Annotated in this window: 12 protein-coding genes and 1 pseudogene; 7 read left to right on the top strand and 6 right to left on the bottom strand. The window is 62.7% G+C overall.

Annotation, left to right across the window (positions count from 1 at the left end; all coding sequences use genetic code 11):
• A pseudogene (locus M1248_RS30940) lies at nt 1–695 on the bottom strand (NAD(P)/FAD-dependent oxidoreductase); the annotation flags it as partial.
• Between the two features lie 639 nt (nt 696–1,334).
• Nucleotides 1,335–2,858: a helix-turn-helix domain-containing protein gene (locus tag M1248_RS30935; protein WP_317150677.1), complete on the bottom strand. Its 1,524-nt coding sequence runs from the start codon at nt 2,856–2,858 to the stop codon at nt 1,335–1,337.
• Between the two features lie 729 nt (nt 2,859–3,587).
• On the opposite strand from M1248_RS30935, the gene M1248_RS30930 reads away from it, so the two are divergent.
• The 7 genes from M1248_RS30930 (at nt 3,588) to M1248_RS30900 (ending at nt 9,134) form a co-directional block, all read left to right on the top strand.
• Complete coding sequence (locus M1248_RS30930) at nt 3,588–3,803, top strand: hypothetical protein (RefSeq protein WP_317150676.1); 216 nt, start codon at nt 3,588–3,590, stop codon at nt 3,801–3,803.
• Nucleotides 3,804–3,865: 62 nt separating this feature from the next.
• Nucleotides 3,866–4,414 carry a DUF5994 family protein gene (locus tag M1248_RS30925; protein WP_317150675.1) on the top strand — a complete coding sequence of 183 codons (549 nt, stop codon included), beginning with the start codon at nt 3,866–3,868 and terminating at the stop codon, nt 4,412–4,414.
• Between the two features lie 473 nt (nt 4,415–4,887).
• Complete coding sequence (locus M1248_RS30920) at nt 4,888–6,153, top strand: FAD-dependent oxidoreductase (RefSeq protein ID WP_317150674.1); 1,266 nt, start codon at nt 4,888–4,890, stop codon at nt 6,151–6,153.
• Nucleotides 6,154–6,284: 131 nt separating this feature from the next.
• Nucleotides 6,285–6,836 (top strand): GreA/GreB family elongation factor, encoded by a 552-nt coding sequence (locus tag M1248_RS30915; RefSeq protein WP_317150673.1) that lies wholly within the window; start codon nt 6,285–6,287, stop codon nt 6,834–6,836.
• Nucleotides 6,837–6,865: 29 nt separating this feature from the next.
• Nucleotides 6,866–7,387, top strand: a complete 522-nt coding sequence (locus M1248_RS30910) for a GreA/GreB family elongation factor (RefSeq protein WP_317150672.1) — start codon at nt 6,866–6,868, stop codon at nt 7,385–7,387.
• A gap of 59 nt (nt 7,388–7,446) precedes the next feature.
• Nucleotides 7,447–7,932, top strand: a complete 486-nt coding sequence (locus tag M1248_RS30905) for a DUF5994 family protein (protein ID WP_317150671.1) — start codon at nt 7,447–7,449, stop codon at nt 7,930–7,932.
• Nucleotides 7,933–8,600: 668 nt separating this feature from the next.
• Nucleotides 8,601–9,134, top strand: a complete 534-nt coding sequence (locus M1248_RS30900) for an acyl-CoA dehydrogenase family protein (protein ID WP_317150670.1) — start codon at nt 8,601–8,603, stop codon at nt 9,132–9,134.
• A 156-nt stretch (nt 9,135–9,290) separates the two neighbouring features.
• Here M1248_RS30900 and M1248_RS30895 read toward each other — a convergent pair whose 3' ends face one another.
• The 4 genes from M1248_RS30895 to M1248_RS33480 form a co-directional block, all read right to left on the bottom strand.
• Nucleotides 9,291–10,166 carry a hypothetical protein gene (locus tag M1248_RS30895; RefSeq protein WP_317150669.1) on the bottom strand — a complete coding sequence of 292 codons (876 nt, stop codon included), beginning with the start codon at nt 10,164–10,166 and terminating at the stop codon, nt 9,291–9,293.
• A 37-nt stretch (nt 10,167–10,203) separates the two neighbouring features.
• Nucleotides 10,204–10,800: a hypothetical protein gene (locus M1248_RS30890; RefSeq protein WP_317150668.1), complete on the bottom strand. Its 597-nt coding sequence runs from the start codon at nt 10,798–10,800 to the stop codon at nt 10,204–10,206.
• A 48-nt stretch (nt 10,801–10,848) separates the two neighbouring features.
• Nucleotides 10,849–11,085, bottom strand: a complete 237-nt coding sequence (locus tag M1248_RS30885; protein WP_317150667.1) for a hypothetical protein — start codon at nt 11,083–11,085, stop codon at nt 10,849–10,851.
• Nucleotides 11,086–11,178: 93 nt separating this feature from the next.
• Nucleotides 11,179–11,505, bottom strand: coding sequence for a hypothetical protein (locus M1248_RS33480; protein ID WP_410506767.1), 327 nt, complete (start codon nt 11,503–11,505; stop codon nt 11,179–11,181).
• Nucleotides 11,506–12,177: the final 672 nt, after the last annotated feature.

Here is a 12,177-nt window from a genome sequence, read left to right as displayed (position 1 = left end):
CGGGAAGGTCCCGCCTATAACGCGGTTGACCAACCTGCCTGGGCAGTACACCTAGGGCGTGAACAAATCGGCCCGGATCGATGAATCGCTGACCGTTGATGTTGAGTCCGGCGGTGATGTCCGGTGACGCTAACGGCACCTGTTCACGCAGCGCCGCCCCCGATAGTGCCGTGACATACATTGACTGCCCGGCATTTGGAGCTGCCGCAGCTCCGCCATCATCTGTTCGGCGTCATCAATGGTGCGAAACACTGCGGTGATCGGGGCATCGGTGATGGGCGCATCGACACCGTTGGCGGTAAGCACGTCATAGGCTTCGATGGCCTCCTCGTTGAGTGGCACGTTGGCCTGCACCGTCTTATTCCACGACGATCTCCGACAGTTGACGGCGAACTGGATCAAGAAGACCGCGAGCTCTGAATCGGCGGTCAATGGGATGTGTAGCGGCGCGCTCCGGTTGCCGAGGGACCGCAGCGCATAGCGCAGCACTGCCGACGAGTTCAGCGGGATAGTCAAACTCGGCGCGATCCATCCAGCGTTCCCCCACGAGGCGCCGGCCGCCACGCCAGCGCGGTCCACCACGGTGACTTCGACACCACGTTCCTGCAAGACCACGCCGTGGATAGCCCGACGATGCCTGCACCGACGACGATCGCCGACCGTGGCCCCCCATCAATGCGTTCGACGCGCAGCATCACAAATCCTCCGTAGTTTCACCTGTTCTTGTCTAATTCGATGGTCGTGTGGATGACCGCCGCGACGCTTGCCCGAATTCGACAACCCCCCGAGGGGGCGTTGTCGCTAACCGACAATTCGAGCCGGGGGCTAAAGCCGTGCATACGACCGGGATTGGATGCCGAAAGGACCTGTTGCTGAGACCAGAAGCTCATCTGGCGCGAGAAACTTTCTGGCAGAGAGTGCAAATAACGAGGCGAGTGGCGTTTTATTTTTTCTCACGTATGGTGGATGGCAGTGGTTGCCACTTCGTATAAAGGAGCGACAATGGCTAATAAATCTGCGGGAAAAGACCTTCGAAAACCCGCACTATCCCTCAAGGAACGTCGGGCTATCAAGCGCGCCAGGGCGATAGAGGCGAGCCCGCCGCGTTCGCGTAAGCGCAAGGGTTGACGCTGACCCTGGAGTTTTTCGTGCGCCTTCGAGTGGCACGAAATCCCAGAAAATACATGACCACGTGGGTGATCGACCGCCGCTCGTATCGAGTCGATTTAATCCGACTCGTGGCGATGGGCGGATTCGCGATCGGCAGTCAACAACACGCCCGCTGATCGTAATTTGCATTTCGAAACCGCGGCTTTCACGAGCCGGGCCCAGCGCTATTCGGTGTCGGTAGCCGCCAGTTCGATCATCATGGCCAGCCGCTTTCTCGCATCGTCTAAGGGCAGACTAGTGATCTCCGCCATCTTGCGCAGACGGTAACGCACGGTGTTTTCGTGTACCCCCAATTGTTTACCGGCCTCGGCTGGGTCGCCTTGAGCCTCCAGCCAGGCCTGCAGAGTAAGCACGTAGTCGGATGCGTTGGCGCGGTCATGGCGGCGTAGATCGGCCACCGGTCCCCGGTCCGGAGACCGACCTGAGCGCGCCGCCGTGCGCAACCGCTGCAGAAGGATTTCATCCCAGGATTCGTCGTAGGCGGGCGGCGTGACTCGAGAAGACACCTCGTGAAGCGCCAAACATTCATCGGCCTCCAGACGGGCGGCGGCGAGGTCGCCCACCTCGGCCGTACCGCTGATACCGGCCAACACCGTCGCCCCTTCGGGCAATGCCGCCCGCAAACCGGTGATCCATTGGCGCGCCAGCGACGATTGCTCACCGGGCAGCAACGTGTAGACGGTGTTGCCGGCCAAGGCGCTGCGGCCCGGCCGTGACCAACCAAATCCGGTGGTGGCACGCTCGAAAGCCAACAGCAAGGCGGCATCACGGTCTGATCCGATGAACGCCTGCAGGGCAATCACCCGTAATCGGCCATGCGCCAAACCCAGCCTGCTGGCTAGCGTGTCGCCATCAGCGGCGCCCTCCAGCAACCGGATCACCAGCTCGGATTCGACCTGTCGTTCAAGGTCGGCACTGGCGCGAGACCGCAACATGTGCAGGGCCACCGTGTGCGCGCCATCAGTCAAGGCGGTGCGCGCGGCGACATCCAGTGGTGCCGGGCACGCTACCCAGACCGAGCCGATGAGTTCTCGGCCCGAGCGCACCGCCACCACCATGCGCCCGGTCGACCCGAGTCCGGCGTCCTCGCCGACAAACAACGGCTCATCAGAAACCGCCAGGTGCGCAAAGACGCCACGGTCCTCGAAGAATTCACGCAACGACTCTGGTGTCTGTCGTTCCAAGATCGTCGCCACCCGTGCCGAGTCAGCGTGCTGCTGCTGCCTCGAATACGCCAACACCCGCAACAGTCGATCATGGATAACGACCGCACCGCCGATGGCGTGCGCCAGGCTGTCAGCAAGTGCAAATAAATCGGTGGGGCCACGACCAGATTCTGTTTCGCGGCCCTCCAACACCAGCCCATAGACCACGGCGGCCAAATCACTCCACGACACAGCCTCGTCGACCACCATCACCGCGCCGGCTTCGACGTCATCGTCGAACTTGGTCGGCTTCTCAGCACCGCGCATCAGCACCACGACCGCGCGCGCCGACGCCGCCCACCGCACCGCTTCCCTGACCGATCCAGCACCAATGGCCAGCAATACATCGCCCACCACAGCGCGGTGCTCGGCCGGTTCGTGGATCACCACGCTACTCAGCTCAGTGGACCTGGGCACCGACGACCAACGCAGACGCACGCCATAACCACCGAGCACGTTCACCAAGCGGTCCAGAGTGATCACGACCCGCTCCCATCCCGAACTGATAATCGTAACCACGGATCGGCCCCGCCGAACGACGAACGCTTCGCGATCGATCCTGGTTGAAATGTATGCGGTGCCCGAGGTCACGACGCGCTCGACGGCTCCTGACAGGTGATAGCCGGATACCCAAATCCCCGGCTGATGGCTCAAGCAGTAGCCGATCGTTGTTTGAAATGCCCAGGACCGATCATGCGCATCGGTCGAATGACTCAGTGCCAAACGCGTCGATGAGCCAGCGAGCGTCGCCGTGGCCGTACACACATCGCCTCCGTCGCCGACCTTGTGGGCTGTTTGAAGCACCAGGGCGGACTGGGCCTCGGCCCGGATCAGCGTTGAGCGTGCCAAGACACCGTGCGGTACCGGTCCGGCACGATCACGAACGATCCGTCTCGGGTGACCATGGCCGCTGTCGAGATTCGACAAAGCACGGCGGCGTCGTTGTCTGGGCCGGGCAAGACCTGAGCCGCCAATCGCGACCACCATGAAAATGGACAAGCAATAGATGCGATTGGTGCAGGAGAGCTCATGGACAGCCATGATCGGCTACCGCGGTCAGCGGCCGCACCGGTACGCGCCGCGTTGGGGCCGTCGCCTATCGCCGAGAGCCGCGAACCCGCGTCTGCCACTGCGCCATCCCCACCTGTGTCCACGCGCCAACGGCTCACGCCCCATTCAAGCTCGAACTCGACTCGCCAACAGAATATTTCGATGCTCGTCCCCCGCCCGCACGATCAACCAATCAGCATCCGGGCGACACCCGAAGAGGTCCTGGAGACATCCGGGGTTCGTCTACCACACTGGTCCATCTTCGGGCTGGTGAGCCGTAATCCTTTGGTATGGCGCAGCGATCGGATTGAGGCACTGGTATTGGCGCTCGCCATCACGGTGTCGCTGCTGGCCATGCCGCTTGCCAGTGCGGTGTAAACCACCGTCGCTCCCTCATCGAGCGAATCGATTCACGACCAAAAACAAAGGGGAACTCACTTATGTCCGCACCCACCGTGTACTTCGCTCAACCACGCCGGTTGACGATCGCATATCCCCGCTTGCGATTGAAGCCCGCACACAGCTCTGCGGGTTTCGTACAGGGCGGGTGGTGGCCTCGAAGCGACCAACTGTACATCGAACTTCCGCTGCTGCTCGCAGCCTTACCGTCTCGGTCCGGTGTCATCGAGCGGGTGATCTACGACGAGAACAATTGGGCTCCCGCAGCATTGAGGCAGGAGTTTCAGGGACACAGCGTGATCCTTGAGCCCAGCACCACCTCGCCCAACTCACTGACCTTGAGCGGCAAGCGGTTCGGAACGCTCGTACTGCTGGTGGTGCCCCACGACGCCGACCAGGCCACGGCCACCACTGCCGTGACGATGGCGGCCGACCCCGACAACGTCTCGAGCGCCGAGGATTTACTGCAGATCGCGAAACCGACGAGACGGCGGCGCCGCCGCGCACTAGTGACACAGCCGCGCTGCGGGTCCGACGACGCAGCAGTACCCCGTCGAGGACATAACCGCAGCGAATCTGCCATCGCATGAGAAATTCGGTAGGTGCGACACGCTCAGTGACACTCATCGTCGGCGACCGCAGGCCGCGGATGCGTGCCAACAGTCCCTGCGTCACTCCGGTCAGACCAGCTATTCGGCCGCAGACATCGCCGGAACCGTCGTCACCGCACCCATGTCGCGTCGACGAGCTCGCTCACACACAGCACACCGCCGGCTGTCAGCGCGCCGACGGTTGCATCGTCGCAGTCAACGACGGGCAACGCCGCAAAACCTCCTCCGATTAGCCCGATTCGACGTCAAGAAATTTTCCACCTGGCTGGCCATTCGCGTGCACGCACTTGACGTCAACTCGCTGTCTGGGCGGTGCGGACGGCGCCAATAAGTGCGCTTGTTCGATCCCGACAACGGCGCACGATCGCGTTGTCAGGTTCCAGCAAACCGATCGCCCGCCGTCCGCTCCACCATGGAGACAACAACGAAAGTTCAGATGTGGAGGTTTGGTAATGAGCGGCGGCGAGCGCATGGACGGCGGCCCCCGGTCGGCGATCGTGATCGGCGCGGGCATCGTCGGGCTGTCGACGGCATGGTTCCTACAAGAGCGCGGCGTCGACGTCACCGTCGTGGACCGCACCGGCGTGGCAGCTGGCGCGTCTTGGGGCAACGCCGGCTGGATCTCACCGTCACTAGCCCTTCCGCTCAACGCGCCGGCGGGCTTGCGCGCTGGGCTGCGCTCGTTGGTCGATCCGTCCTCCCCGCTGCACATCCCGATGACCGCCGACACGGCGCTCGGGGCCTTCCTGATGCAGTTCGCCGCCAGTTGTCGCCATTCGTCGTGGAAACGCGCGGTGCGCGCCAACGTGCCGCTCAACGAGGAAGCCATTGAGGCCTTCGACGTGCTGGTCGCCAACGGCGTCGACGCACCGATGACCGACGCCCCCATCACCGCGCTGTTTCGCAACACCGAACATGCCGAACGCATGCTGCGCGACCTTCGCCAACTCGAAAATGCCGGGCAGACACTGTCTGTCACCGGACTGGCCGGCGAGGCGCTACGCGAGCAAGCGCCGCTGGCGTCCCCAAAAATCACCGCCGCGCTCAACATCAACGGTCAGCGCTTCATCGATCCCGGCCGGTTCGTGCAGGCGCTGGGGCGAGCGGTCGTCGACAGGGGCGCAACGATGCGCACGCTGGAAGTCAGCGACGTGCTGTCCGCAAGCACCGGCGTCCAGGTATACCCGCGCAGCGGTAAGTGGCTGACCGCCGACGCCGCGGTGATCGCTACCGGCGCATGGCTGCCCCAGCTGGCAGACAACCGGATACGCGTGCCCGTGCAGGCCGGTCGCGGCTACTCGTTCACCGTGCCCGTGGACCGTCCCATTCCCGGGCCGATCTACCTACCCGACGTGCGGGTGGCGTGTACGCCCTACCACGGGGCACTGCGTGTCTCGGGAGCGATGGAATTCCGCGACCCGCACGAACCGGCGGTACCCGAGAGGGTGGGCGCACTCGTCGCCTCCGCCAGCCCACTGCTGGAAGGAGTACGGTGGGCCGAACGCAGCGACATCTGGGTCGGCCCCCGACCAGTCACCCCCGACGGGCGGGCCTTGATCGGCGAGATCTCGCGAGACGTCTTTGTGGCCGGTGGCCACGGCATGTGGGGATTGGCACACGGGCCGATCACCGGTCGCCTGCTGGCCGAACAGATCACCACCGGCAAGCAACCCGAAGCCTTGCGCGCCTTCGACCCGCTGCGCAGAACCGGGCGCTAGACCTCCGCCACCCTCGTTGGTCCACACGCCCGTAAAACCCATCACGGGCGCCCGAGTCGTCAGGGGCGGAGCCCACGCCACCGCCCGCCCCTGACGACACCCCGACTTCAAAGAGAAGGACACCGTCGAAAATGACTACAACCGAACGTCTTTGGATGACACCCGAGGCTCACAGTGAGCTGCAGGCAGAACTTGCCGCCCTGCGTTCACGTCCCAACATCGAAGTTCCTGAAGACTTTATGGACTACGACGACAACCTCGTCGCGAAGTACGCTGCACGACAAGCCCGCATCCGTCGAATTCAAGACTTGCTGGCCAATGCCGTGGTCGGTGAAGACCCGCCCGATGACGGTATCGCCGAACCGGGAATGGTTTTGACCGTCCGCTACGACGACACCGGCGAGATCGAAACCTTTTTGCTCGGCGTGCGCGGCGTCGACGCCGGCGACATCGACGTGTACTCAGTCCAATCGCCACTGGGCAGCGCGATCGCTGGCGCACTAGTTGGTGAACAGCGCACCTACTCCATCCCTAGCGGGGTTAACCTGCCCGTCACGCTGCTCAAGGCGGTGCCCTATGGAATGCGTACGCCCAAATCGTCAGGGGCACAATCTGCCTCACCGCAACGCATCAGCGGCCCTGCCCGACCCACCCGGGTAACAGCACAGGTCAACACGAAGTAACTGCAACTACGAACTTTAAAGGAACCGACATGACCAGTACGACACGCGTGTGGATCTCAGCGCAAGCGCACGAGCGCCTCCACCGCGAACTGGACACCCTGCGTTTTCTGTTCTCCGCCGGAATCGCCGACGACGGCACCGACGAGAATGCCACCGTAGTGCGACGTGCGTGGGAGCGGCGAATTCAACAGATACATGACCTCCTGATAAACGCCGCCGTCGGGGACGACCCACCCGACGACGGTTTGGCCGAACCGGGCATGGTGGTTACGATTCGCCGTCACGCTACCGGCGACACCGAAACGTTCCTACTCGGCGTTCACGACGCCGAATACCTAGACATGCCCGTCTATTCCATCGAATCCCCGTTGGGCGCCGCCATCGCGGGAGCACGCGCCGGTGAACGCCGCACCTTCGAACTGCCCAGTGGCAGCCCCCTGGCCGTCACCCTTCTCAAAGCGGTGCCCTACGGCCTCCACATTGCCGACGTGGACCAGCCCGCACAAAACGTCGAAGTTAAGCGCACAACAACGAAAGGCAGCACATGTTGACGATTACCGAGAACATAAGCGACACATCGACGCGTCGGCCAGCAATAGCGAGCTTGCGAATGCAGCTGAAACCCGCACACCGGTCGTGCGGCTTCGTTCAGGGCGCCTGGTGGCCTCGATCGAGCGAACTCGGGAGCGAACTGCCTGCCCTGCTGGGGGCACTCTCGCTACGGTTCGGCGCGATCGACAGCGTGCTTTACCACGAAAATGACTGGTCACCAGCACCTTTGAGCACTACGCATCAAGGCGATCAAGTTATCCTCAGCGCCCACCAAGGCTGGCCGAACGTCATCTCGGTACTCGGACCCCGGTTCGGAAGGCTCGACCTGCTGGTCGTACCCCCGTACACCGAACCCACGCACGCCTACGACGTGGTGACCAAAGCGGTCAGCGTCAACGACACCTCGACACCCGACCAACTACTCGGTATCACACGCGGCAGTGATCATCGGCTGCTCTCTCCCACCGCGCTTGAAAGATGGGAAGCCGACGGAGGAGCAGTGCCACTTGCATCGCCAATACAACCTCAGATGCAGGACGCATGAGCACTTGACTACGCCCGAGGAACCTGTGGCGCGACGCCCCATCCGCAGGGCTCCTGGTCATGGACCATGACAAATTCTCGGAAGCGATGAGCGTGAACCCTCGACAGAGTTTGTCCGCCAACAACACTCGCTGTGGACCTGTGTTCCGACAATCACCGGAGGCATGACATGTCAGCAACCCGTCAGAGAATTTCCAGTACACGCCCCGTCGGCATGGCACGGCCAGCCGGCGGCGTCATTGATACGTCGGCTTTACGCCCCCTGCCCGCAACCAACAAGTACATCGCCAGCACTCACAGCCTCGCTCCTATCGCTATCCAGCGGTGGGAAGCCGAGGGAGGTGCGCTCGACCCTCCAGGCCACGCTTAGCACCACCAACACAACCGCCGAGCCACTCAGCTGTGACCTGGTCGCCCACAGCCGGCCCCGTCAGCCATATTTCAAACCACGCCGAAGGAACCACCCATGCCTAGTGCTGCTGCTTGCGCTACCCGGACCCGAGCGGTCGCAATACAATTAGCTTCTACCCTCGAAGGGGATTGCGACCAGGAGCTAACCCGGCTCGACCAGCGTGATGGCGGATTGATGACCGCGGGAGCTCCCGCCAAGTCCCACCAGATTTACCCGGAATGCGGATCGAGCGCCAGCAGACGCTTGACGTTACGCGAGTGTACTCCGACGTGACGCTCGACGACGTCATCGTCTCCGACGACGCACTGTTTGCATCAGGCGATGCGGCCCAGACTGAGATCGCACGGTCGTCTCACGTCAACGCAGTGTTGGCCTGCGCGGAACTTACCGGCGTCGGCAAGAAACTTCTAGAGATGACACTGGAGTATGCCGCCCAACGAGTGCAGTTCGGGCGACCCGTGGGCAGCTACCAGGCCGTTAAACACAAGTGCGCGGACATCCGCATGTGGGTGCAATCAGCCACCGCCGCAACGTATTACGCAGCGATGGCCATCGATGCACAGACATCCGATCATGCTCGGGCCGTCAGTGTTGCCAAGGTCTGTGCGTCCGACGCGATCACCCGTGTCGCTGGCGAGGCCCTGCAGCTACACGGCGGTGTCGGATTCACCTGGGAGCACGATCTACACCTCAATCTGCGCCGCGCACGTACCAACGCACTCCTCTATGGCGACGCCACACATCATCAGGAGTTGCTGTGCAAATCGTCGGAGACAGGCGTTCCGACCTAACCCCTCAGCGACGGCCGCCGCGCTGGCGACACCCCATCCCATGGATAACATTCGTTATCCATCAAAACCGGGCTGTGTTATTCGTCTGTCCGCAGCCCGCCGATAATGACCAACTACGTCAATACGTAACTTCTGACGCGCGACAAGATTCCCCGGCTAGTAAGTGGATAGGCGGGTACCGCAGGCTGGGCACCAGCGGACCTCGCAGCCGAGCAGCACTGCGATCGATGACAGATCCTGCACGTGGAGGTTGCATGCCCTGCGGGCGAGGTGCACCCGAATGGTGTCCACGATGAAATTCACCCGTCCGACCGGGTTAGTTCCGTATCCGTTGACATCGATGGTGCCCTGGGCGATCACCTCACCCTCGGACAGTTCACGGGTTTCGTAGCGGGGTTGGCCGTCGGCGCAGGTACCAACAAGGGCGCGGGCGAAGCGGCCGTTGGGCCGCAGATCGAGTTCGATGCGCCACTCGTCGTGGCGTTCGCGAAAGTAGAAGGTGTGGTCGTCGACTATCCCGCGCCACTGTTCCGGCGCGAGTCCGCCGTGGCTGTACACGGCGACTCTCGGCTGCGTCGCTAGCCAAGTTTCCAGTTCGGCTTCCGCAGCGCGCTCGGCGGCCCTGATCCGCTTGCCTTCAGGTGACTGCCAGAACGCGGTGGCTTCGTTGCGCCAGTTGTCCCAAGCGAGTCGACGTTCCTGTGCGGTCCGCGTGCAGCTGCAGCCGAATCCGTAGTCGTGGAAGTCGCTTTCGGGCAGCCGGGGGTGGCACGAACACGAACACGGCTCGCCGCTGTCGACATGGAGCCAAAGCGAAACTGCGTCGAGCGCAGCGTCGGCGAGCGCTCCGGGGTCATCGGAGCTGTGCAGGCCGAACATCGCCGCCAGGTAGTCGTGGTAGCGCCCGCGCGCAATGCTACGGGAGCGCTCCCGTCGTCGCCGATACTCTTCCGCGCCAGCGGCGTCGGAGAAATTGACCACGTACAACTCGGGGTCTTCACCCACGTCACCGGTTGGATCTTTATCAGTCACGGTGCTCTCTCAAACTGGGTCTCACCTACAGCACCCGTTACGTCGTGTCTTGCTGCACAGGCGTGTAGCCGAGGCTGTCGGCGCACGAAGCGCAAAGTGTTTTCACCAAATAGCGGGTCTCATGCAACACGCCGGGTTCGCTGCAGCGTTCGCAAGTGCTCGCCGAAGCACGTTCGGCTTCGCCGGTGATCGCCCTGAATGCATCGGACACCGCGGGGCTGTGTTCGTCTCCGCTGGGTGCGCAGTAGTAGCGCAGGGTGCCGAATTTCTCCTTGACCTGGTGCACCACGTATTCGGGGTCGATCGCAGACAGGCGCTCATCGACGCCGACCACTATCGGGTACCAGCCGGCGTCGTGGCTGATCCAGCGTCCCCAGCCATCGGGGATCCGGCGCAGGATTGTCTCCAGCGCCCGAGCGAACGGGCCAGCGTCGGCAGGGATGTGCAGCGCGTTGAGCATGGTGTCTCGGTCGACCTCGACAGACCTAATCCGAGCGACCCCGCCCGCTACGTCCTCTGGCGTGGCGGTTCCGGCGCGCAGCCCGGCAGACATTTCTGTCATGTCGGACACCATGGCCCGCACCCGAATCTTCTCCGCGTCGGTGAGCTCGGGAATGTGTTGGTCTTCGCTCATCTACAGGTACATCCCTTCCAGCGCGGAGGCGCGATAGCTGCGCTGACGTCAGGTTGAAGAGACCTCGACCAAACGGTCGCCGTCGACCACCCTCAGCAGAGGCTTGTCGAACGCCATCTGGATCATTTCCACGGAGCCCCTGAGGTCGCCGTAGTCATCCCAGCGCAGGAAGTCGAGCCCGCTGTCCACCCACCCCAGAGGGCCGTCGCCGTCGTAGTAGACCTCAGCGATGAAGTATTCGGTCTGGTCGAACGACTGCAGGACACGGTAGTTCCAGTAATTCACTGTCGGATTCCCCTTCGCCGTCGCCTGGGCTGGCTGCCTCCACGGTTGACTCGATGGCCCTCGTCTCGATCTGTTGTCGGGTCGTCGAGCATCTCACTCGCGTTCGGCTTTGGTGATCGGTGAACGATCCTCGAGTAGCGGCCATATTTCAGTCTTGAGAAAGGCGAGCAGATCGTCTGCCGCGTCGCCGGTGCCGGACTGGATCATTCCGCTTTGTACTTGCGTCCGATCGGTTTCGCCACGCGTTACAAGAGCGTCAGCGGTTCTCGTCCCGCTTTCGGCGATGTACCGCTCGACGGCAGGTGATCGGACAAAATCAGCCGGCACCTCACGGCCTTCGAGCCGTGCCGATGCCTTGGTGTTCTTTCTGGCCGCGGCTCGGATGGCAGCCGGCGTGACCGTGACCGTCTTACGTTTCACAGGACAACACCTCCTCAAGGAGCGAGCGGGCCGCCACCGCGTTGCTTCGTGCGGGCAAGGCAGACACCGCGCACACCGAGTGGCCTCGATCGTGTCTAGGTCGGCTACCAATGCCGAGTCGACTTCGTACATCAAGCGATCACCGTTTACGACAGACACACGTTAGGGAGGCCCGGCGCCAGCTTCGTCACGCAAATCGATTATCAGATAAGTGATTTCGTGATCTCCTTCGGGAGCCGACAGCGGCCAGTCATACATCGTCCGCCCGTCGGATCGGCAAGACCTAATCCATCCTGGCTCTGTTAGCAGGTTGTGGAGTTCAGCGTTCGCCACAGTAGCTCCAACATCACCGTTGACCTTGCCAGGAGTACGCCAAATCGTTTGGCCCGGCTGGACGAAACGGCGTCGGGCGCTCCTCTGATTACGACGGGCAATCTTCAATCTGACGATCCTCGCTCTAGCGATCATGCGCTCCGCTAGTTGCGAACACTTTCCAGATGCGGCCCGATGGCATCGAGGATCCAGGATTGAACACTGCGGTGCCCGGACTGCTTCGCTAGCGCGCGCAGTGCTCGCTGCTCTGACGGCAACAGCCGTAGGTTCAGTTTCTCGGTGCGTTGTCGCGTCTCGGTCCCGCTTCTCCGCTTTTCCACCTTGACTCTCCTACGGCAT

The sequence above is a fragment of the Mycobacterium sp. 29Ha genome (genome assembly GCF_032883055.1).
Lineage (GTDB): Bacteria > Actinomycetota > Actinomycetes > Mycobacteriales > Mycobacteriaceae > Mycobacterium > Mycobacterium gallinarum.
The sequence above is the reverse complement of the archived record's forward strand: the minus strand, read 5'-3'. Positions and strand labels throughout refer to the sequence as shown.